The organism is Lysobacter sp. Root494, from assembly GCF_001427225.1.
Taxonomy (GTDB): domain Bacteria; phylum Pseudomonadota; class Gammaproteobacteria; order Xanthomonadales; family Xanthomonadaceae; genus Agrilutibacter.
In genome coordinates this window covers 126222-147553 of the sequence record NZ_LMFH01000001.1, presented here as the reverse complement: position 1 = coordinate 147553, position 21332 = coordinate 126222, and the positions used below count along the sequence as shown (strand labels likewise).

Here is a 21332-nt window from a genome sequence, read left to right as displayed (position 1 = left end):
CGGCGCCCCCGCATTCGAATAGTCAGGCGCTGAAGAAGTCGCCAATCGCGGCGGCCGTACCCACTGCATCGTCCATGTGCAGGTGGTGGCTGCCGGGCAGCACGATGAGTTCGCCATTGCGCAACAGCGCGGCACGCTCACGACGCAGCGCATCGGGAAAATAGCTCTGCGACGGATCGGCATAGATCACCCGAACCGGACACTCGATGTTCGCGACGATGTCACGGCTCTGCGCCTCGCTCATGCGCACCGCGGTCGGCATGGTCAGGCGGGGATCGCTGCGCCAGACGAAGCCGCCTTCGACCTCGCGCAGTCCGCGTTCGACCAGCAGCCGTGCCGCCGCCTCGCCGAGATCGCCGGTGCCGGCCTGCAGGCGCGCCCGCGCGGCGGTGGCGACATCCGGAAACACGCGCAACTGCTTGCCCGCCAGCTTGCGGTGCGCGTCGAAGGCATCACGCAGGCGCTGCGTCGTGCGTTCTTCCTTCTCCGCGAGCGCGCCCAGCGCTTCGATCGCCAGCAGCCGTTCGATCCGCCGCGGTTGCGCCGCGGCCATCACGCTGGCGACCACGCCGCCGAGCGAATGGCCCAGCAACGCGAACCGCTCCCAGCCCAGCGCATCGGCGGCCGCGAACGCAGCGCGCGCGAAGGCGACCAGCAGGTAATCCGCCGTCAGCGGCAGGTGCGTGCTCGCCCCGTGGCCGGGCAGGTCGATCGCGACCAGATCGATGCCGCGCAGGTGCTGCGACAGAGGCACGAAGCTCGCCGCATTGTCGAGCCAGCCGTGCAAGGCAAGCACCCGCTGCGCGCCCGCTTCGCCCGCGCGCAGGGCACCGACGGTGCCGAACGGAGTTTCCAGCGCACACGGGCGCATCGAAGTCATGCCGTGGTCTGCCCGGAGGAGTGGGCCAGCGCGTCGCGCGCGATCGCCGCGAGTACGCGCGCATGCGAGGAACTGTCGTTGAGGCAGGCGATGTAGCGCAGTTCGCCGCCGCGCGCCCGGAAGTCGTCCTTCAGCATCTGCGCGACTTCTTCCAGCGTTTCCAGGCAGTCGACCGCAAAACCCGGCGCGATCACATCCACGCTGCGGATGCCGCGCGTGGCCAGGGATTGCAGCGTGTCGGCGGTCGCCGGTTCCAGCCATTTCTCGCGACCGAAACGCGACTGGTAGGTCAGTGTCCACGACTCGTCGCGCTGGCCCAGTGCCGTCGCGATCGCGCGTGCGCCGGCTTCGCACTGCAGCGGATACGGGTCGCCGTTGTCCGCGAGCCGTTGCGGCAGGCCGTGGAACGAGAACAGCAGGTGCGCGGCATTGCCGTGCACCGCGCGATGGGCGCGGATCGAGTCGGTGATCGCCTGGATCCAGCCCGCGTCGAGGTGGTAGTCGGCGATGAAGTGCGCGGTGGGCGCACTCTTCGATGGCTGTGCCGCGACGGCTCCGGTGAAGCCCACGTCGTGGATCGCAAAACCTGCCGCCTCCACGACGTCGCGCACCGATGCGGTGGTCGTGGTCGAGTACTGCGGATACAACGGCAGGATCACCGCACGTTGATAGCCGTCTGCGCGCAGCGAGCCCAAGGTTTGCGCCAACGCGGGCGTGCCGTAGCGCATCGCGTGCACGACGTGCCATTGCGGGCATTCGCGCTGCACGGCTTCGGCCAGCTGCCGCGTGTACACGGCCAGCGGCGAGCCGCCCGGGAGCCACACGCTCGCGTACTTCTGCGCGACGCGCCTCGAACGCAGCGGCAGGATCGCGAGGTTCAGCACCGGCCACCACAGCCAGCGCGGCAGGTCGACGACGCGGCGGTCGGAGAGGAATTCGCGCAGGTAACGGCGTATTGCGCCTGGTGCGGACGTATCGGGAGTGCCTAGGTTCACCAGCACCAGGGCAGTGCGGTCGACGGATGCAATGGCGGGCTCGCCTGCCGTTGGGGTGGGCGCGGTCATGTGCATAGGATGACAGTGCGCCTCGATAAAAGCAGGCGCGTGGCGCCAATGAGGCCGCCGCAGTGGCTTGGGAGACGAACGACCGCGCTTCATATCGGCTTGCGATCCACCGTGAAGCCCTGCCAGTCCAGAGCGAGGGCATCACTTCCACGAAGCCGTGAAGCGCTTCCCGCCTTCGCGGGAATAACGAAGCAAGCTTCAGCAGGACGCACGGTCGCCTGCCATGTTGCGACGGTCTCATTTTTTGTGCGCGTCTGTTTTTATCGCCGCGCGATTCGCGACTCGTTCATTCCGCCGCGCTTACGCTGCCCGCATCCCCGCCGCCGGAACTCCCATGTCGCGCACCGCCTTGCCGAAACCCGCCGTGCTGCAGCGCATTCTTCTCCCGCTCGCCCTCGTCGTGTCGCTGGGCATCGCAGGCACCGCGGTGGCCGGTCCCGAGGAAGACCAGCGCGCCCTCGACGCGGTGCGCGTACTGGCTGAGGTGCAGCGCATTCCCGAATCGGCGATTCCCGACCGGCTGTTCGATGAAGCCCGCGCGATAGTGGTGGTGCCCGACACGCTGAAGGTCGGCCTCGTGCTGGGCGGCCGTCGCGGCCACGGCGTGGTGTCGGTGAAGAACCCCAACGGCACCTGGTCCAATCCGAGCTTCGTCAAGCTCACCGGCGGCAGCATCGGTTTCCAGGCGGGCGTGCAGTCGTCCGACATCGTGCTGGTGTTCCGCGGCGAGCGCGGCCTGGATTCGATCGTCAACGGCAAGGTCACCCTCGGCGCGGATGCCGGCGTCGCCGCCGGCCCGGTCGGCCGCAACGCCGCCACCGCCACCGATGGCCAGCTGAAGGCGGAGATCTGGTCGTGGTCGCGCGCACGCGGCCTGTTTGCGGGCATCGCGCTCGATGGCGCGGTGCTGTCGATCGACGACGCCGCCAACCAGCTCGTCTACGGCGAAGGCACCACGCCGCGCATGATCTTCGAAGGCCGCACGCGCCAGCAGCCCGCGGACCGCATCGTTGACTTCCGCGATGCCCTGGAGGAAGCCACGGCGACCGCCCGCGCGCGCCGCGGCACCACCGCCACGCGTTCGAATTCGGCCGCGGCACCCGCGACGGTCACCACGAGCACCAGCATGCCCACTGGCGCGCAGACCCAACCGCTGGCGCCGCCGAGCGAGGAAGCCAAGCCCGCGCCGTTCGAGGACGTGCCCGCCGACAGCGTTCGCAGCGAGCCGCTGCCGCCGGTACCGTCCCGCGACTGACGCTCCCGAAGTACCTTTTGACGGGCGTCCGGCACCTCCGGCCGCTGCGGCGGCCCCACCAATGCCGCACGCCTGCTTCAATCGCGGCGCGGTTACCGTGGCTGTCACAGCGCGTGCGGTATCCTGACCGCCCACTCCGCAGGGCATAACCAATGGGTAGTTTCAGCATTTGGCACTGGCTGATCGTGCTGGTGATCGTGGTGCTGGTGTTCGGCACCAAGCGCCTGGGCAATGTCGGCAAGGACCTGGGTGAAGCCGTGAAGGGCTTCAAGAAGGGCATCCAGGACGAGGACAAGAAGCCGACCGCACAGCTTCCCGACGAGACCCGTCGCGACAGCACCACCACGACCGAGTCGCAACGCGACGACGAGCGTCATCCCCGCTGACCACAAGGAACCCGCCGCGAGGCGGGATTAGAGGCGGGATTGAAAACGGCGCGTTGACGCATGTTCGACATTGGATTCGGCGAGATTTTCCTGATCGCGATCGTGGCCCTGCTCGTGCTGGGCCCCGAGCGACTGCCCAAGGCCGCGCGCTTCGCCGGCCTGTGGATGCGGCGTGCGCGTGCGCAGTGGTATTCGGTGAAGGCCGAACTCGAGAACGAACTGGCCGATGACGACCTGCGCCGCAGCCTGAAGCAGACGCAGGCCGACCTGCTGGAGGCACGCGACTCGCTTGCGCAGAGCGGCGCGGCGCTGAAACAGCAGGTGGAACAGGCCGGCGCGGAGGTGCGCGGAGCGTTCGAGTCGGAAACCGGCAGCGACAACGCGCGCATCGACAGCGGCGAGTCGGACCACGAGCAGCCGCTGAGTTCGGTGATGGACGAATGGGAGCAGCCGGAGCTGCTGCCCGACGACGACGATGCGGAAGCTGGCGACACGGTGCGCAGGCGGGAAGCCGAAGCCGACGACATCCAGCATGAGCACCGCGACAACCGCTCCGGCGAAGCACTGTCCGAAAGCGCCGTTCACCCAGACGACTCCGGACAGGACGCACGACACCCCGATGCAAGACGCTGAATCCGGTACTGCGCAGGGCGAAAGCCGCCTGATCGACCACCTGATCGAACTGCGCGCGCGTTTGCTGCGCGCGGTGCTCGGGCTGGTGATCGTCTTCATCGCCTTCCTGCCGTTCGCCAACAAGCTCTATGCGTGGCTGGCGCAGCCGTTGCTCGCCAAGTTGCCAGCCGGCGGGCAGCTGATCGCCACCGGCGTGGCCTCGCCGTTCTTCGCGCCGGTGAAGCTGGCGTTCTTCGCCGCCCTGTTCGTCGCAGTGCCGTGGCTGCTGTACCAGGCGTGGGCCTTCGTCGCACCTGGCCTGTACCAGCGCGAGAAGAAACTGGCGATGCCGCTGCTGGTGTCGGCGGTGACGCTGTTCTACGCCGGCTGCGCCTTCGCCTATTTCCTGGTGCTGCCGACCGTGTTCGGCTTCCTCACCCGCGTCACGCCCGAAGGCGTGGCGATGATGACCGACATCCAGGCCTATCTGGACTTCGTGCTGGTGATCTTCCTTGCGTTCGGCGCGAGCTTCGAGCTGCCCGTGGCGCTGGTCATCCTCGCGCTGCTCGGCTGGGTGACACCGAAACAGCTGAGGGAGTCGCGTGGCTACGCGATCGTCGGCGTATTCGTCATCGCGGCGGTGATCACGCCGCCCGATGTCGTATCGCAGCTGATGCTCGCGATCCCGATGATCATCCTCTACGAAGTCGGCATTCTCGCCGCGGGCTGGCTCGCGCCCAAGCGCGAAACCGCAGGCTGACCGCAGCACCGCCGGCCATGCCGAGATACGTCGCTTTCCTGCGCGGAGTGAGCCCGATGAACGCGCGGATGCCGGAACTGAAGCGCTGCTTTGAGGCGGCCGGCTTCTCCGACGTGCGTACGTTGTTGTCGAGCGGCAACGTGGTCTTCGACACCCGCGCGTCCTCGTCCGCTGCACTGGCCAAGCGCTGCGAGAAGGCGATGCGCGACGGCCTGGATCGCAGCTTCGCCACGATCGTCCGGCCGGCCCAATACCTGCAGGACCTGGTCGAAGCCGATCCGTTCGCCGGATTCGAGATCCCTTCGAACGCGAAGCGCGTGGTGACCTTCTTCCGCGAGCCGTTCGCGCGCGAACTCGCGCTGCCGATCGAACGCGACAACGCGCGCATCCTGAAGACGACCGCCTCCGAAGCATTCACCTGCTACGTGCCCGGCGCCAACGCGCCCGTCTTCATGACCCTGATCGAGCGGACGTTCGGAAGCGACATCACCACGCGCACGCTCGACACCGTGCGCAAATGCGCATGGGCGTGACGCGGCGCCGAGTCACCCTTGCCGCGCGTAATGCAGCGCGAAGCCCGCGAAGACCGTCAATCCCACCCAATGGTTGTGCAGGAAGGCGCGGAAGCAGGCTTCGCGATCGCGGTTTCGCGCGATGACGAATTCCCAGGCGACCAGCACCGCCGCCACCGCGAGCGCGCTCCAGAACCAGACGCCTAGTTCCGCGCGCCGGCCGACCAGGAACAGCGCATACCCGAACAGCGCGTACAGCACGCCCTGCGCGACGAGGTCCATGTCGCCGAACAGGATCGCGGTCGATTTCGCGCCCATGCGCAGGTCGTCGTCGCGGTCGACCATCGCGTACCAGGTGTCGTACGCGGTCGACCACAGGATGTTGGCGATGTAGAGCAGCCACGCTTCCGGCGGCACTTCGCCGCGGATCGCCGCGAACGCCATCGGGATGCCCCAGCCGAACGCCATGCCGAGATACACCTGCGGGAGGTACGTGTAGCGCTTGAGGTACGGATAGCTCGCGGCGAGGAACACGCCGACGATGCTCATGGTCACGGTCAGGCGGTTCATCGTCAGCACGAGCGCGAACGCGACCAGCATCAGCACCGCGAAGACCGCCAGCGCCTCGCGTCCGCTCACCGCGCCGGTGGCAAGCGGACGCTGCTTCGTGCGTTCGACGTGCGGATCGAGCCAGCGGTCGGCGTAATCGTTGATCACGCAACCGGCGGCGCGCGTCAGCCACACGCCCAGGGTGAACACGACCAGTGTCCACCACGGCGGCACGCCCTTCGCGGCCAGCCACAGGCCCCACCAGGTCGGCCACAGCAGCAGCAGCCAGCCGATCGGGCGATCGCCACGGACCAGCCGCCAATACTGGCCAAGCCGCTCGCGCCACTTCGGCACGGACGGCGGAATCGGAGCGTAGTCGCGCTCGTAACCCATTCGTTCAACCTCGGATCGACGCCGGTCGCATCGCGCCGGCATTCGCATTGTCGCCGATCACCGCTTTGCCCAGTCCATTTCACTAGGCGTGCCGCGCACGCGAGGTTAGGCTAGCGACGGGGATGCTCCTCCCGGGGGATTGAGATGGATGTCCAGTCCAGGGAAGTCAGGATTACGGTCCAGGGCCTGACTTTGGGAATGTACGTAAGCCGCCTGGACCGGCCGTGGCTGGAAACCGCTTTCCTGATGCAAGGCCTCAAGATCACGTCCGAGGACGAGATCGCGATGCTGCAACGCGTCTGCAACCACGTGTGGGTGGACGTGGTGCTCGGCACCTCGCCGAACCCGCGCTTCATCGCCTTCCCCGAACCCGCCGGCGTGCGCCAGAACCGTGCCGCCGCGGAAGTCGACGCGCTGCGCGCGACCACCTGGGCGCGCCAGATCGACGTACAGGACGAACTGCGCCAGGCCGAAGCCGTGCACGCGTCGCTGGAAGCCTCGATCGACGAAGTGATGAACGACCTGCACAACGGCAAGCGCCTGGACCTGGAACGGCTCAAGGAAGGCGTCGAGTCGATGATCGACTCGATCCTGCGCAATCCGACCGCCTTCGTCTGGCTCAAGGAGATGAAGCGTCGCGACAATTACGCCTACCAGCATGCGATGGGCTGCGCGATCTGGGCGGCGACCTTCGGCCGCCATCTCGGCCTGGAGCGCGCCGAATTGCAACTGCTCGCGCTCGGCGGACTGCTATGCGACGTCGGCAAGACGCGCCTGTCCACGGAACTGCTCAACAAGCGCACGCCACTGACGCGCGAGGAAGTGGAACTCGTCCACCAGCACGTGCAGCACGGCCTGGAGATCGTCGATTCCACGCCCGGCCTGTCGCCGAAGATCCGCGAAATCGTCGCGACCCATCACGAGCGCCACGACGGCAGCGGATATCCGTGGCGGTTGCAGGGCAGCGAAATTCCGATCTTCGGCCGCATCATGGGAATCGTCGACAGTTACGACGCGATGACCTGCGTGCGTCCGTATGCGCCCAGCCGTTCGCCGCACCAGGCGGTGAACGAGCTCTACCAGCAGCGCGGCACGCTGTTCCAGGCCGAGCTCGTCGAACAGTTCATCCAGAACTGCGGCATCTATCCCACGGGTTCGCTGGTGGAACTGTCGAACGGCCAGGTTGCCGTCGTCACCGACGTGCACAGCCTCAAGCGCCTGCGTCCGCGGGTGATGCTGCTGCTGGATGCCGACAAGACGCCGCTCAAGCAATTCCGCATGCTCGACCTGGGCGAAGTCGACCAGGACGATGCCGGGCATCCACTCAGCGTCAAGAACGGTCTGCCGACCGGTGCCTACGGCATCGATCCGGTCGAACTGTTCCTGCACTGACCGGCGAGCCGGTCGGGCATCGCATGTCGGGTATCGACGACGAACTGACGGGCCTGCACAACCGCCGCAGTTTCCTCACCCTGTTGCGGCGGCACGTCGGCTTCGCCAACGAGCGCGGCCTGAACCTCGCGCTGATCGTCGTCGACATCGACGGCTTCGCCCGGCTCAACGCGGCGCACGGCTACGAATTCGGCGACCAGGCGCTTCGGCACGTCGCGCACCAGCTGCGCGAGGTGATCCGCGCGCAGGACTACGCCGCGCGCATCGGCGACAACCGCTTCGCGCTGATCCTGCCGGGGGTAATGAACATCGGCCACGCCGAGCTTGCCGTGCAGAAACTGTTCCGCCTGCTCGAAGTGCCGTTCCGCGGCGAGGAAGCCTCTGTCCGCATGACCGCGACGGTCGGCGTCGCAGTCAGCCCGATGCATGCGAGCCAGGCCGAATTCCTGCTGCGCCAGGCCGAAAAGAGCCTGGAGCTCGCACGCAATACCGGCCAGCGCTGGCTGTTTCCGCCGGAAGCCGAGGAGGACCGCCGCTACTCCGAATTCTGGGACCTGGAAATCGAGCTCGACGGCGCGGTGCAGCGCGGCGAAACCTACCTCGTCTACCAGCCCAAGCTGCACCTGCCGGACCTGCAGCCGATCGGCGCGGAAGCGCTGATGCGGTGGCAGCACCGCACGCGCGGTCTGATCTCGCCCGACCAGTTCATCCCGATCGCCGAACAGACCGGACAGATCAAGAACATGACGATCTGGGCGCTGAACTCCGCGCTAAGGCATGCCGGCGAGTGGAAGCACGCGCACGGCCGGTTCAGCGTCGCGGTCAACGTCCCCGCCGAGCTCGTCGGCCAGGACGACCTGCCCGATCTCGTCGAGAACGCATTGAGCCTGTGGGGCACGCCGGACGTGCAACTGGTGCTGGAGATCACCGAGCGTTCGCTGGTGATGGATCCGCGCCACAGCTTCCGGATTCTTTCGCGCATCCGCGACCTCGGCGTGAAGATCTCGATCGACGACTTCGGCACCGGCTATTCGTGCCTGGCCTACTTCAAGGACATCCCGGCCGACGAGCTGAAGATCGACAAGTCGTTCATCAGCGGAATGCTCATCGATGCCACCTGCGCCGACATCACCTCCCTGATCATCGATCTCGCCCATCGCTTCGGCCTGCACGTGGTGGCGGAAGGCGTGGAGGATGAGGAAACGCTCGAGGCCCTGCGCCAGCGCAATTGCGATGTCGTCCAGGGCTATCTGTTCGCGAAGGCGATGGAACTGGGCGAATTCGAACGCTGGCTGGCACAGGCGACGCCCTGGCGACCGCTGCGCGAAGCCGGTTGAAGCCGGTTGCGATGGCGCGACCGCGGCAACGCCGTCGCTGCTAGAATGCCCGTCCCGCGATGCCCGCCATCGCGCGGTTTCCAGATGCGCCCGTAGCTCAGCCGGATAGAGTAGTGGCTTCCGAAGCCATTGGTCGGGGGTTCGAATCCCTCCGGGCGCGCCATCTTCGCTACGTCGATTTGTTTGCGCAGTGCGAGCGCCAGGTGCGTAGCCAGGCGATCTCGATGCGCGTTACGGCACCCGCGCGCACACCCACGCGTCGATGTGTTGGACGCCGGCGCGTTTCAACGCTTCGGCCGCGGCATGGAGCGTGGCGCCGGTGGTCATCACGTCATCGACCAGTACGACATGCGCCGGCAACCGGATGCCCGGCTTCACCGCAAACGCATCCTTCAGGTTACGGCGGCGCGCCAGGGCGCTGAGTTCGGACTGCGGCGCGGTGCGGCGAACGCGCCGCAGCAAGTCGTCGCGCAGCGGCAACGCAAGCGAACGCGCCAGCGGCCGGGCCAGCTCCAGCGCCTGGTCGTAACCACGGCGGCGCAGGCGGGCGCGATGCAGCGGCACGGGGATCACGGCGTCCGGACGCGGGAGCGATGCGACGGCCTCGGCCATCAACTGCGACAGCAATGCACCGGCGGCGAGGTCGCGATGGAATTTGAAGCGCGGCAGCAGATGATCGAGGGGCGCGGCATAGACGAAGACCGCATGTACCGCCGTCAACGCCGGCACGCGTCTGCGCCGGGCCAGTGCTGCCTCGCGACGCAGGCAGTCGCCGCAGGTGCCCGGCTGCGGCAATGGCAGTGCGCAGACCGCGCAGGCGCAACGGTTCCACGGCAGCGCTGCTGCGCACCCGGCGCACAGGTCGAGGCCTTCGAGCCCCGGCGCCTCGCAGGCGAGACAGCGGCTGGGCCATAACAGCCGCGCCGCGTCTACCCGCAGCCAGTGGCCGAGCCGCCGACGCACAGCCTGGAACGGTGCGGCGACGGGTTCGTCGTCAACTGGATGCGCTTGCGTTTGGTTGACAGCCAAGGTCATGGTTTCCAGACTGCCCGCCCGGTTTGCCCACGTCTGTCGGAAAACTCCCATGTCTGCTGTCAGCCTTTCTCCCGTCGCGCCCGCTGTCCGCCACGACTGGAGCCGCGAGGAAGTCCGCGCCCTGTTCGACCTGCCGTTCCCGGAACTGCTGCACCGCGCCGGCACCGTTCATCGCGCCCACTTCGATCCGGCCCAGGTCCAGGTCAGCACCCTGCTGTCGATCAAGACCGGCGGCTGCCCGGAGGATTGCGGCTACTGCCCGCAGGCCGCGCGCTACCACACCGGGGTCGATGCCACGAAGTTGATGTCGACCGAAGCGGTGCTGGAGAAGGCGAAGCAGGCCAAGGCCGCGGGCGCCTCGCGCTTCTGCATGGGCGCGGCGTGGCGGTCGCCGAAGGACCGCGACATCCCCAAGGTTGCGGCGATGATTTCGGAGGTCAAGGCGCTCGGCCTGGAAACCTGCGCCACGCTGGGCATGCTGTCGTCTGAACAGGCGCACGCGCTCAAGGCCGCCGGCCTGGACTACTACAACCACAACCTCGACACGGCGCCGGAGTTCTACGGCGAGATCATCCACACCCGCGAATACCAGGACCGCCTCGACACGCTGTCGCACGTGCGCGATGTCGGCATGAAGACCTGCTGCGGCGGCATCGTCGGCATGGGTGAGCAGCGTGAACAGCGCGCGGGCCTGCTGCAGACGCTCGCCAACCTGCCGGCGCACCCCGATTCGGTGCCGATCAACCGGCTCGTGCAGGTCGAAGGCACGCCGCTGGCCGGCACCGCGCAGCTCGACCCCTTCGAATTTGTGCGCACGATCGCAGTTGCGCGCATCCTCATGCCGAAATCGATGGTGCGCCTCTCCGCCGGCCGCGAATCGATGTCGGACGAACTGCAGGCGCTGTGCTTCCTCGCGGGCGCGAATTCGATCTTCTACGGCGAGAAATTGCTGACGACCGGCAACCCCGACACCGAGCGCGATGTGGCATTGTTCAACCGCCTTGGGCTGAAGCCCATGCCGGTCGTTGAACAGGGGGAGACCGTGCACGCCGACATTCTTGAAACCGCGGACACCGCTGTCCGCGAGAAAACCATTCCCTGCGCAGTGGCCCCGGATCAAGTCCGGGGCAGGCTCTGACGATGGGCCGGGCGTCATGGCGTGATCGCATTGCGGCGGCGCGGGCCGAACGCGTCACCGTTTCGCGCGTGCGCACGCTGCGCGCGGTCACGCATCGCGATGGCGCACGCGTGGAAGTCCTCGATGCGACGGGTACGCCGCGCAAGCTGCTGAACTTCTGCAGCAACGACTACCTCGGACTGTCGCAGCATTTCGCGGTGGTGAGCGCGTTGCAGGACGCCGCCTCGCGCGAAGGCGCGGGTGGAACCGCGTCGCACCTCGTCTGCGGCCACCACGCGATGCACGAAGCGCTGGAGAAGGAGCTGGCGGACTGGCTCGGTGCGCCGCGCGCCCTGCTGTTCGGCAGCGGCTTCATGGCCAATCTCGCCGTGCTGCAGTCGCTGCTCGGCGATGAAGACATCTGCGTGCAGGACCGCCTCAACCACGCCAGCCTGATCGATGCCGCGCGTCTGTCGGGCTGCAAGTTGCGCCGCTACCCGCACGGTGATTCCACCGGCGCGCTGCGGCTGATGCGCGAATCCATCGACGGCGTGGCGATGCTCGCGACCGATGGCGTCTTCAGCATGGACGGCGACGTCGCGCCGCTGCGCGAGCTCGCGCTCGCCGCGCGCGTGCAGAAGGCGCTGATGTATGTCGACGACGCCCACGGCGTCGGCGTGGTTGGTCCGCAGGGACGCGGCAGCGTCGCCGAAGCGCAACTCACCTTCGAGCAGGTGCCGCTGCAGCTGGTCACGCTTGGCAAGGCGCTGGGTGGCTATGGCGCGGCCGTGGTCGGTGACGCCGATCTCATCGAACACCTTGTGCAGAACGCGCGCCCGTATATCTTCACCACCGCATTGCCCCCGGCACAGGCGGCGGCGACGCTCGCGGCGGTGAAGCTGGCGCGCAGCGAAGACTGGCGCCGCGGCAAGCTCTACGACCTGATTGCGCATTTCCGCGAAAAGGCCGCGCAGGCCGGACTGGTGCTGCTGCCCTCGGAGACGCCGATCCAGCCGGTGATGTGCGGCAGCGACACGCGCGCGCTGTCGATGTCGGCCACGCTCGAGCAGCGCGGCTACTGGGTGACGGCGATTCGCCCGCCAACCGTGCCCGAAGGCCGCGCGCGCCTGCGCGTGACGTTGTCGGCCCTGCACACGCATGGCGATGTCGATGGCCTGGTGGATGCCTTGGGCCGCGCTCGCGACAAGGCCGAAGCCGAAGCGCGGGTCGCCGAGATGCTGCGTTGAAAACCGCGTAAAGCGGCATCGCAGCGACCGGGTCCACGCGCCAACGGTCGCGGCCGAGGCCGCTCCTGCAGCGTGGCGATCGGATAAGGAAGATCACGATGTACATCGAAACGCGCGGGCGTGGCCCCGCGCTCGCACTCATTCACGGCTGGGCGATGCACGGCGGATTGTTCGCGCCGCTGGCCGATCGCCTCGCCGATCGCTACACGCTGCATCTCGTCGACCTGCCGGGACATGGTTTTTCGCGAGAAGACGAGACGCCACTGGTCCCGGAGACACTTGCCGCGGAACTCGTGGCGCGCGTGCCCGATGCCGCGTGGCTGGGCTGGTCGCTGGGCGGACAGTTCGCACTGCGCGCCGCGCTCGACCATCCGCACGACGTGCGCGGCCTGATGATGATCGCGTCGTCGCCGCGCTTCGTCGTTGGTGAGGATTGGCCGTACGGTGTTGGCGCGCAGTTGTTCCGCGATTTCGGCGAGGCGCTGGCGCGGGATTTTCGCGGCACGCTTGATGGCTTCCTCGCATTGGAAGCGCTGGGTTCGGCGCACGCGCAGGAAGAATTGCGCGGCCTGCGCGCACAGGCGTTCGAGCGCGGCGAACCGGCAGCGCGCGCGCTGCTTGAGGGGCTCGAGTTGCTCGACCGCCTCGACGTGCGCGACGAACTGCCCATGCTGCGGGTGCCAAGCCTGTGGCTGTCGGGCCGTCGCGACCGGCTCGTGCCTGCGGGGGCGATGCCGGCTTCGGCGGCGCTGGCGACGGATGCCCGCAGTGTCGTGATTGCGAATGCGGGGCATGCGCCGTTCCTGGGCGCGGGGGATCAAGTGGCCAGTGAAATCATCGCTTTCATGGACAGGCTGCGATGATGTGGCCGCTTCGATCCGCATATCCGCTCGTCATTCCTGCGAACGCAGGAATCCAGCGACTTTGCTTCGACTTGCCGATACAGGCAAAAGCAGAGGCACTGGATTCCTGCGTTCGCAGGAATGACGAGCCAGAGAACGCATAGCTCGTTACTGAAGTCGACTTCCCCTCCATGACCAACCTCTTCGACCACCGCCAGGTCCGCCGCGCCTTCTCGCGCGCCGCGCACCACTACGACGATGCGGCTGCGCTGCAGCGTGAAGTCGCGTCGCGCCTGCTCGAATCGCTCGACTACTTCGACGAGCGTGCTGCGCGCGATGCACAAGGCAACCAGCCGCAGGTGGTGCTCGACATCGGTTGTGGTCCCGGCCACGCCGCCGTCGCCATGCAGAAGCGCTGGCCGAAGGCGCAGATGATTGCGCTCGATCTGGCGTTGCCGATGGCGCGCGAAGCCGAGGACAACGCGCGCCGCTTACTACCCGCGCGCGTGCTGCTGCCGTTCGCGAAGCCGCAGCGGCCGCAGCCGTTGTGCGCGGATGCGCGTGCGTTGCCGCTTGCCGACGGCAGCGTCGACGTGCTGTTTTCCAACCTCTGCCTGCAATGGGTCGAAGACCTGCCCGCGGTATTCGCCGGCTTCCGCCGAGTGCTCAAGCCTGACGGATTGATGGTGCTGTCGACCTTCGGCCCGGACACCCTGTGGGAATTGCGCGAAGCCTTCGGTCACGCCGACAGCGCGCCGCACGTGAGTCCGTTCGCGTCGATCGCGCAATTCGGCGATGCACTGATCGCCGCAGGCTTCAAGGATCCGGTGCTGGATCGCGACGAATTCCACCTGCAACATGATTCGCTCGGCGACCTGATGCGCGAACTGCGCACGCTCGGCGCGACGAACGCATTGGCGACGCGCCGCCGCAGCCTCACCGGGCGCGCGCGCTTCGCACGCGCTGCGCAGGCGTACGAACCCTTGCGTCGCGATGGCAAGCTGCCGGCAACGTGGGAAGTGATTACCGCCCAGGCATGGGGTCCGCAGCCGGGCACGCCCATCCGCGTCGGTGGGGTCGATGAGGTCTCGGTGCCGGTAACGAAGATTCCGATCCGGAGACGCGGGTGAATCCTGGCAGCGCACGCCGTATCGCCCTGTCCGCGGTCGCCATCGCGCTGTTGTCGGCGCTGTTCTTCACCTGCACCTACGTGCTCAACCGCGCCGCCGCGACCGCAGGGGGGCACTGGGCATGGACAGCCACGCTGCGCTACCTGATCACGTTGCCGATCATGGTCCTGGTAATGCCATGGCAGGGCGGCATGAAACCGGTGTGGCGCGCGATCCGGGCCCATCCTGGCCCGTGGCTTTTGTGGAGCGGCATCGGCTTCGTGCTGTTCTACGTGCTGCTCAGTTATGCGGCGGCAAGCGGGCCGTCGTGGCTGGTGGCGGGCACGTTCCAGCTCACCGTGATCGCAGGCATGTTGTGCGCACCGTTCCTGTACCGCGATGCACGGGCGCGGATTCCGTTGCCTGCGCTGGCCGCCGGCATCGTGGTGATCTGCGGCGTGCTGCTGATGCAGGTGGGTTACGGCGGTGGACGCCTCGATCGTGACGCGTGGATCGCACTGTTCGCGGTCGCCGTGAGCGCCTTTGCCTATCCGCTCGGCAACCGGGGGCTGCTGCTGCACCTGGAACGCGTCGGCGTCGAGCTCAATGCCACGCAGCGCGTGTTCGGCATGACGCTCGCGAGCCAGCCGTTGTGGTGGGCGATCGCCGCCGTCGCGTTCGCCACCACGGGCTCGCCGCCCGCTGGCCAGGTGCTTCTCGCCGCCGGTGTCGCGCTCGGTGCTGGCGTGATCGCCACGGTGCTGTTCTTCCAGGCCACCGGCATGGTCCGCAACGATCCCACCGCACTGGCGGCAGCCGAAGCGATGCAGGCCGCAGAGATCCTGTTCGCCACGCTGATCGGCGTGCTGTGGCTGGGCGAAGCCTGGCCGCAGGGCCGCGCGCTGTGGGGCGCGGCGATCGTGATCGCAGGCATCGTCGCCTTCAGCATCGTCGCGTCGCGCGCGGCCGCCGGCGATCGCCATGCGACGCAGGAACTGCGTGGCGATCGCGGTGCGTGACTAAGGCGAACCCGGCGGCGTGACGATGAAGATCACGCGGCGCTGGTACGGCGTGCCGAGCGCCTGCGCGCGATAACCCTGCGCCGACAGGCGCCGTTGCAGCTGTGGCCACAAGGCCTGCTTGCAGATCCACACCGCCTCGGGTTCGTGCTCGCTGAGCTCCTGTGCGAGCGTCTCGTCGTAAACCGGGTTGAACGGCGACTGGGCCTGCGGTTCCAGCGACAGTTTTTCGATCCTGGCGTCGAGATGCAGGTGCAGCCCGTAGCGCGCCATGTCCTCGACGAACAGCACTTCGCGCACCGGCCCATGCGCGCGCGCCTGGATGGCCTGCGCCCACTCGGAAGCGTCCTTGTGGGTAGGCCACAACGATGCGGCGAATTTCAGCGCGAGCAACACGGCAACCCATGCAAGCAGCCAGCGCGTGCTGAGTGCGCGCCCTTCCTGCAATCGCTGCTTCGCGATGATCACGGCGAGCGGGAGGAACAGGGGCAGGATGTAGAGCGGCAGCCGCGAGCGCGCGATGCAGAACACCAGCAGCGGCAGCAGGAACCAGAGCGCGAGCAGCAACGCCGGCGCGTTTTCTTCGCGGATTGACCGGTCGCGCCAGGCCCGCATCTGTGCCGGCAACGCACGCGTCCAGCGCAGCAACGCCGGCGTCCACGGCAAAGTACCGAGCAGTAAGGTTGGCGCATACACCTGCAGCCACCCGTACCACTCGCCGTTGCGCCCGAATTCGTTGGTGGCGACGCGATTGACGACTTCGTCGCCGACGAAGTACTGGAACAGGCCCGGGTGATTGGCGATCACCGCGACGTACCACGGCAATGCAAGCACGACGAACAGCACCACTCCCGACCACTGCAGCACGCGGTTGCGCCGGCCGGCCGGCATCAGCTGATCGAAGACGAGCGCCGCGACCAGGTGGATCAGTGCAGGCGGCCCCTTGGTGAGGAAAGCGAGCGCGAAGGCTGCCCACATCAGCGCGGTCCAGCGGCGCGGATGCACGCCGTCGCCGAAACGCGCCTCGACGAACGCCCACATCGCCAGGCCGGTGCACGCAGACAACACGTAGTCGGTGGTGATCATCTGCGCGGCGCCGACGGTGAATGGCAACGTTGCGTAGACCACCGCCGCGCTGTATTCGCCACCCGGGACCAGTCGTCGAGCAATGCGCCATGCGAGCCACACGCACAGCAGATACGCCAGCGCGGAAGGAAGCCGCGCCGCCCAGGCGTTCTGGCCGAACATGGCGACGCTGCCTGCGATCGCCCAGTAGGTGAGTGGCGGTTTCGTCCAGTGGCCGACTTCGTCGCTGCGGTGCGGATTCAACCAGTCGCCACTGTCGAGCATGTTCAAGGCGACGTTGGTGTAGCGGCCCTCGTCGGGATCCCAGATTCCGCGCGTGCCGAGGAAGCCCAGCGCCAGGACCAGCGCAAGCACCGTGATCCGGAAGCCGGGCGAATGCAGGATGCGACGCAGGTACGCGGTCACGGTGGCGGCGGGACGTGAGGTGGAAGAATGCTAGCCGTTGCATGCGACGGGAACGCGACGGTCGCGGACACGGAGATCGATCGCCATGTCATGCGTCTGCATCTCTCCGTCGGAATCGACCCCTGATCGCAGATTGCCGGCGACGGCAACCCTGCTGCTCGCTGCCGCCGGGATTCCCCTGTCAGGAGGCGCCTGCGGCGAACAACGACGCAAGCATGTCGATATCCACATTGCCGCCGGACAGCACGATGCCGACTCGCTGCCCCGCGAACCGCTCGCGATGGGCGAGCACGACCGCCACTGCGACGGCCGAAGACGGTTCGACCAGTTGCTTCGTGCGCTGCCACAACAGGCGCATCGCCTGCAGCGTCGCCGTATCGTCCGCGAGCAATACCTCGACGTTGTGCTGGCGCAGGATCGCGAAGTTCGGCGCGCCCAGCAGTCCGCGCAGGCCATCGCAGATGGTGTCCGGGACGAGTTCGCTGACGCGCTCACCACGCTGCAGTGACTGGAAACCATCGGCTGCACCTGCAGGCTCCGCGCCGAACACACGCGTCTTCGGCGAAACCGCGGCCGCGGTGATCGCCGTGCCGCCCAGCAGTCCGCCCCCGCCCAGTGGCGTGATCAGCACATCGAAGCCGCCATCGTTGCCCAGCAGCTCAAGCGCCGCCGTGCCCTGGCCCGCGATCACGCGCGGATCGGTGTAGGGATGCACGAGTTCGGCACCCGTTTCGCGCTGGAGTCGTGCGCAGGCGGATTCGCGTGCGGCGATGGTCGGCGCGCAGTAGTGCAGGCTCGCCCCAAAGTCACGGATTGCCGCAACCTTCGCGGCCACGGCGTTCTCGGGCACCACGACGTGACAGGGAATTCCGCGCGTCCGCGCGGCGAGCGCCAGTGCGGCACCGTGATTGCCCGACGAATGCGTGACCACGCCACGCCCGGCCGTCGCATCCGGCAACGACCACACCGCATTGCATGCGCCGCGGAACTTGAACGCACCCATGCGCTGCAGGTGTTCGGCCTTGAAATGCAGTTCGCAGCCGGCCAGCACATCCAGTGACTGCGAGTGCAGCACCGGGGTGTGGTGCACGTGCGGCGCGATGCGTGCAGCGGCCGCGAGAATGTCCTCGAAACCCGGGAGGCCCGAAGGCATGGATGCGGCTGCCAGCGAATCGGCGGGGGTCAGGTCGGGCGCAGTGTTCATTGGCAGATGCTAGCGTGCACGCCGTCCTGAACAAGTCAGTATCAGCAACGCGGTCCGGCGGAATTAAGCGCGAGTTCAAAGCGTCGGCACGAAGCTGGCGTACACACCCTGGGGGGTTCCGCCATGATCCGCAAACTTCTGCTTCCGGCCTTGCTCGTGGGCCTGCTCGGTGGCTGTGTCACCGGCTACGGTTATCGCGATGGCTATTACTACGGACAGCCCAGCGTCGAGTACCGGTACCACGACTACGGCTACCCCGGCGGGGGCTACTACCCTTATGGGTATGGCTATTACCCGTACGGCGAGCGGTATCGCTACTACAACTATTACGGCTCGCCCTATTACAACCCGTACTACGGGCGGCATCCGTATTACTACAACCCCTACTACCGGCACCCGAAGCCGAAGCCGCCGGTGACCGGAACTCCGCAGCCGAATCCTCCGCCCGGCCATGATCGCGACAACGACCGGCCGCCGCCGTGGCGCGACCTCAATCGCCGTCGCCGTGACGAAGTGGCCCGCGACGCCGTCCCATCGCAACCGCAGGTGCGCCAGGCGCCGCGCCGCGAGAGCCGCGGCGAAGGTTCCAGCATGGGTCAGGTAATCCGGCGCGCGCAGGAAACCCGCCGCCGCAACTCGGGCGACACGCAGGAACCCTGAAGTGATGCAGCGGGGCAGTTCGTCACAGAACATCCCCGCCAAAGCGCTTGCGCTGTCCGTCCAGTGACGGCAAGCTGCAACCACTGACCGGTTGCGTCGCATTTAGACGCGGCAGGCCCAGTTGAAAGGTCGCAAGCGCCGATGTCGGCGTCCTACGAAGAATCACGGATCCCCCCTGTTCCGCCTTCGTTGGACGCCGGCTCCCTTTCTTCTCCGCGCCGCGCACCCGAAGTCCTCCTCCCCGTCCCGGTCTCCGAGCCCCGATTTCGCGGCTCGGCCGAACCGTTGCGTGACGGCAGTCGCATTGCCGGCGTCCGGGCATAAAAAAGGGGTCGAACGTCCCCCGACATTCGACCCCTGTGCTTCCCCCGCGAGCGCTCGGCCAGCCCCTGTTCCAAATCCAGCCGGCGTCTAGCGCCTGCCCCGCTGAGGTGCAGGGATATGAAGCAGGATGCGTGCCAACTTTTCGCAAGTCCGTAACCGCACGGGCAAGCGTCTGATCGCTCACGTAAAATTCCACCCTCTTCCGGGAATCCCACGTGCCCCATTCCTTCTACCAATACGACGTGATCGTGGTCGGCGGCGGCCACGCCGGCACCGAGGCCGCCCTGGCTTCGGCGCGGGCGGGTGCGCGCACGCTCCTGCTCACGCATTCGGTGGAGACCGTGGGCGCGATGAGCTGCAACCCGGCCATCGGCGGCATCGGCAAGGGCCACCTGGTGAAGGAGATCGACGCGCTCGGCGGGATCATGGCCCGCGCGGCCGATGCGGCCGGCATCCAGTGGCGCCGGCTCAACGCCAGCAAGGGCCCGGCCGTGCGCGCCACGCGCTGCCAGGCCGACCGCTCGCTCTATCGCGCCTTTATCCGTCGCGCGGTGGAGAGCCAGCCGAACCTGACCCTGTTCCAGTCCGCCGTCGACGACATTGTCTTCGAAGGCGGAAAAGTGACCGGTGTGGTCACCCAGAACGGCCTGGCCTTCGAAGCGCCCGCGGTGGTGCTTACCGCCGGCACCTTCCTCGCCGGCAAGGTCCATGTCGGCCAGACCACGTACGCCGCCGGCCGCGCCGGCGATCCGCCCGCGGTCGCGCTCGCTTTGAGGCTGCGTGAAGGCCCGTTCGTGGTCGACCGCCTCAAGACCGGCACGCCGCCGCGTATCGACGGCCGCACCCTCGATTACTCGGTGATGGAGGAACAACCCGGCGACGACCCGCGCCCGGTAATGTCCTTCCTCGGCTCGCGCGACGACCACCCGCGCCAGGTCTCGTGCTGGATCACCCACACCAGCGAGCGCACCCACGAGATCATCCGCGGCGCGCTCGACCGCTCGCCGCTCTACACCGGTCAGATCGAAGGCATCGGCCCGCGCTACTGCCCCTCGATCGAGGACAAGGTGGTGCGCTTCGCCGAGAAGGCCTCGCACCAGATCTTCGTCGAACCCGAAGGCCTCGATGTCGCCGAGATCTATCCCAACGGCATTTCCACTTCGCTGCCGTTCGACGTGCAGCTTGAGCTGGTGCGTTCGATCCGCGGCTTCGAGCACGCGCACATCACCCGCGCCGGCTACGCGATCGAGTACGACTTCTTCGATCCGCGCGGCCTGAAGTCGACGCTGGAAACCAAGGCGATCGGAGGCCTGTTCTTCGCCGGCCAGATCAACGGCACGACGGGTTACGAGGAAGCCGCCGCACAAGGCCTGCTCGCCGGCGTCAACGCCGCGCGCCATACGCAACAGCGCGAAGGCTGGAGTCCGCGCCGCGACGAGGCCTACATCGGCGTGCTGGTCGACGACCTGATCACGCACGGCACCTCCGAGCCGTACCGCATGTTCACCTCGCGCGCCGAGTACCGCCTGCAGCTGCGCGAAGACAACGCTGACCTGCGTCTGACCCCTGTCGGTCGCGAACTCGGCCTCGTCGATGATGCGCGCTGGACCGTCTTCGATGCCAAGCGCGAAGCGATCGAGCGCGAGAACGCACGCCTCGCCGCCGTATGGGCCGCACCGAACAACGCGCTCGGTCGCGAGATCCATTCGACGCTCGGCATCGAGATCACCCGCGAGACCAGCGCACGCGACCTGCTCAAGCGTCCGGAACTCGATTACGCAAGGCTCGTCGAAGTCGCCTCGCTCGGCCCCGCCGTGGACGACCCTGCCGTCGCCGAGCAGGTCGAGATCGGCGTGAAGTACTCGGGTTACCTCGACCGCCAGCGCGAGGAAATCGAACGCCAGCAGCGCCACGAAAGCACCGCGATTCCCGCCGGCTTCGACTATGTCGCGGTGCGCGGATTGTCGGCCGAAGTCACGCAGAAGCTGCAGCGCGTGCAGCCGCAGACGGTGGGGCAGGCGCAGCGGATTCCCGGGATGACGCCCGCGGCGATTTCGCTGCTGCTGGTGCACCTTACGCGGCAGCGGCGCAGCCAAGTCGCGTAGGAGCTTCAAAGCCCTGGCGCCCGCAGGGTTGTGAGGAGT

20 protein-coding genes and 1 tRNA gene are annotated in these 21332 nt (G+C 67.4%); 15 read left to right on the top strand and 6 right to left on the bottom strand.

The window, feature by feature from the left end; all coding sequences use genetic code 11:
- Window positions 1–22: 22 nt before the first annotated feature.
- A complete protein-coding gene (locus ASD14_RS00580) occupies window positions 23–871 on the bottom strand; it encodes an alpha/beta hydrolase (protein ID WP_056127415.1) in 849 nt (282 codons plus the stop codon).
- A gap of 5 nt (window positions 872–876) precedes the next feature.
- On the bottom strand, window positions 877–1944 hold the full coding sequence (gene hemH / locus ASD14_RS00575; RefSeq protein ID WP_056128741.1) for a ferrochelatase: 1068 nt from the start codon (window positions 1942–1944) through the stop codon (window positions 877–879).
- A gap of 349 nt (window positions 1945–2293) precedes the next feature.
- Here hemH and ASD14_RS00570 point away from each other — a divergent pair, with 349 nt between their 5' ends.
- From ASD14_RS00570 to ASD14_RS00550, 5 genes are all read left to right on the top strand, one after another.
- Window positions 2294–3199, top strand: a complete 906-nt coding sequence (locus ASD14_RS00570) for a lipid-binding SYLF domain-containing protein (RefSeq protein ID WP_082538699.1) — start codon at window positions 2294–2296, stop codon at window positions 3197–3199.
- A gap of 152 nt (window positions 3200–3351) precedes the next feature.
- On the top strand, window positions 3352–3585 hold the full coding sequence (tatA, locus tag ASD14_RS00565) for a Sec-independent protein translocase subunit TatA (RefSeq protein WP_056127413.1): 234 nt from the start codon (window positions 3352–3354) through the stop codon (window positions 3583–3585).
- Window positions 3586–3645: 60 nt separating this feature from the next.
- Window positions 3646–4218, top strand: coding sequence for a Sec-independent protein translocase protein TatB (tatB, locus tag ASD14_RS16625; RefSeq protein WP_082538637.1), 573 nt, complete (start codon window positions 3646–3648; stop codon window positions 4216–4218).
- The gene (tatC, locus tag ASD14_RS00555; protein WP_056127409.1) at window positions 4205–4957 is read left to right on the top strand and encodes a twin-arginine translocase subunit TatC; all 753 of its coding nucleotides are present in this window, start codon (window positions 4205–4207) and stop codon (window positions 4955–4957) included. Before tatB ends, tatC begins: the two co-directional genes overlap by 14 nt.
- Window positions 4958–4974: 17 nt before the next feature.
- Window positions 4975–5490: a DUF1697 domain-containing protein gene (locus tag ASD14_RS00550; protein WP_056127407.1), complete on the top strand. Its 516-nt coding sequence runs from the start codon at window positions 4975–4977 to the stop codon at window positions 5488–5490.
- 12 nt (window positions 5491–5502) lie between these two features.
- On the opposite strand, the gene ubiA is transcribed toward ASD14_RS00550, so the two are convergent.
- A complete protein-coding gene (gene ubiA / locus ASD14_RS00545) occupies window positions 5503–6411 on the bottom strand; it encodes a 4-hydroxybenzoate octaprenyltransferase (RefSeq protein ID WP_056127404.1) in 909 nt (302 codons plus the stop codon).
- Window positions 6412–6555: 144 nt separating this feature from the next.
- Here ubiA and ASD14_RS00540 point away from each other — a divergent pair, with 144 nt between their 5' ends.
- The 3 genes from ASD14_RS00540 (at window position 6556) to ASD14_RS00530 (ending at window position 9303) form a co-directional block, all read left to right on the top strand.
- Complete coding sequence (locus tag ASD14_RS00540) at window positions 6556–7803, top strand: HD-GYP domain-containing protein (protein WP_082538636.1); 1248 nt, start codon at window positions 6556–6558, stop codon at window positions 7801–7803.
- 23 nt (window positions 7804–7826) lie between these two features.
- A complete protein-coding gene (locus tag ASD14_RS00535; RefSeq protein WP_056127398.1) occupies window positions 7827–9140 on the top strand; it encodes a bifunctional diguanylate cyclase/phosphodiesterase in 1314 nt (437 codons plus the stop codon).
- Window positions 9141–9226: 86 nt separating this feature from the next.
- Window positions 9227–9303, top strand: a tRNA-Arg gene (locus ASD14_RS00530).
- A gap of 68 nt (window positions 9304–9371) precedes the next feature.
- Here ASD14_RS00530 and ASD14_RS00525 read toward each other — a convergent pair.
- Window positions 9372–10058 carry a ComF family protein gene (locus ASD14_RS00525; RefSeq protein ID WP_235565289.1) on the bottom strand — a complete coding sequence of 229 codons (687 nt, stop codon included), beginning with the start codon at window positions 10056–10058 and terminating at the stop codon, window positions 9372–9374.
- Window positions 10059–10224: 166 nt separating this feature from the next.
- On the opposite strand from ASD14_RS00525, the gene bioB reads away from it, so the two are divergent.
- From bioB to ASD14_RS00500, 5 genes are all read left to right on the top strand, one after another.
- Window positions 10225–11313: a biotin synthase BioB gene (gene bioB / locus ASD14_RS00520; protein ID WP_056127395.1), complete on the top strand. Its 1089-nt coding sequence runs from the start codon at window positions 10225–10227 to the stop codon at window positions 11311–11313.
- 2 nt (window positions 11314–11315) lie between these two features.
- Complete coding sequence (gene bioF, locus ASD14_RS00515; protein ID WP_056127392.1) at window positions 11316–12539, top strand: 8-amino-7-oxononanoate synthase; 1224 nt, start codon at window positions 11316–11318, stop codon at window positions 12537–12539.
- Between the two features lie 98 nt (window positions 12540–12637).
- Window positions 12638–13402 (top strand): pimeloyl-ACP methyl ester esterase BioH, encoded by a 765-nt coding sequence (gene bioH / locus ASD14_RS00510; protein ID WP_056127390.1) that lies wholly within the window; start codon window positions 12638–12640, stop codon window positions 13400–13402.
- A gap of 170 nt (window positions 13403–13572) precedes the next feature.
- Complete coding sequence (gene bioC, locus ASD14_RS00505) at window positions 13573–14511, top strand: malonyl-ACP O-methyltransferase BioC (protein ID WP_056127387.1); 939 nt, start codon at window positions 13573–13575, stop codon at window positions 14509–14511.
- Window positions 14508–15509, top strand: coding sequence for a multidrug resistance efflux transporter family protein (locus tag ASD14_RS00500; protein WP_235565269.1), 1002 nt, complete (start codon window positions 14508–14510; stop codon window positions 15507–15509). The genes bioC and ASD14_RS00500 overlap by 4 nt, the downstream gene beginning before the upstream one ends.
- On the opposite strand, the gene ASD14_RS00495 is transcribed toward ASD14_RS00500, so the two are convergent.
- Window positions 15510–17000, bottom strand: a complete 1491-nt coding sequence (locus tag ASD14_RS00495) for a glycosyltransferase family 39 protein (RefSeq protein WP_235565268.1) — start codon at window positions 16998–17000, stop codon at window positions 15510–15512. It lies immediately after the preceding gene.
- A gap of 181 nt (window positions 17001–17181) precedes the next feature.
- Entirely contained in the window at window positions 17182–18153 is a 972-nt protein-coding gene (locus tag ASD14_RS00490; protein ID WP_056128729.1) for a pyridoxal-phosphate dependent enzyme, read from the bottom strand.
- 174 nt (window positions 18154–18327) lie between these two features.
- On the opposite strand from ASD14_RS00490, the gene ASD14_RS00485 reads away from it, so the two are divergent.
- Both ASD14_RS00485 and mnmG read left to right on the top strand, forming a co-directional pair.
- Window positions 18328–18864, top strand: coding sequence for a hypothetical protein (locus ASD14_RS00485; protein ID WP_056127386.1), 537 nt, complete (start codon window positions 18328–18330; stop codon window positions 18862–18864).
- A gap of 539 nt (window positions 18865–19403) precedes the next feature.
- Complete coding sequence (gene mnmG / locus ASD14_RS00480) at window positions 19404–21293, top strand: tRNA uridine-5-carboxymethylaminomethyl(34) synthesis enzyme MnmG (RefSeq protein ID WP_056127384.1); 1890 nt, start codon at window positions 19404–19406, stop codon at window positions 21291–21293.
- Window positions 21294–21332 lie beyond the last annotated feature (39 nt).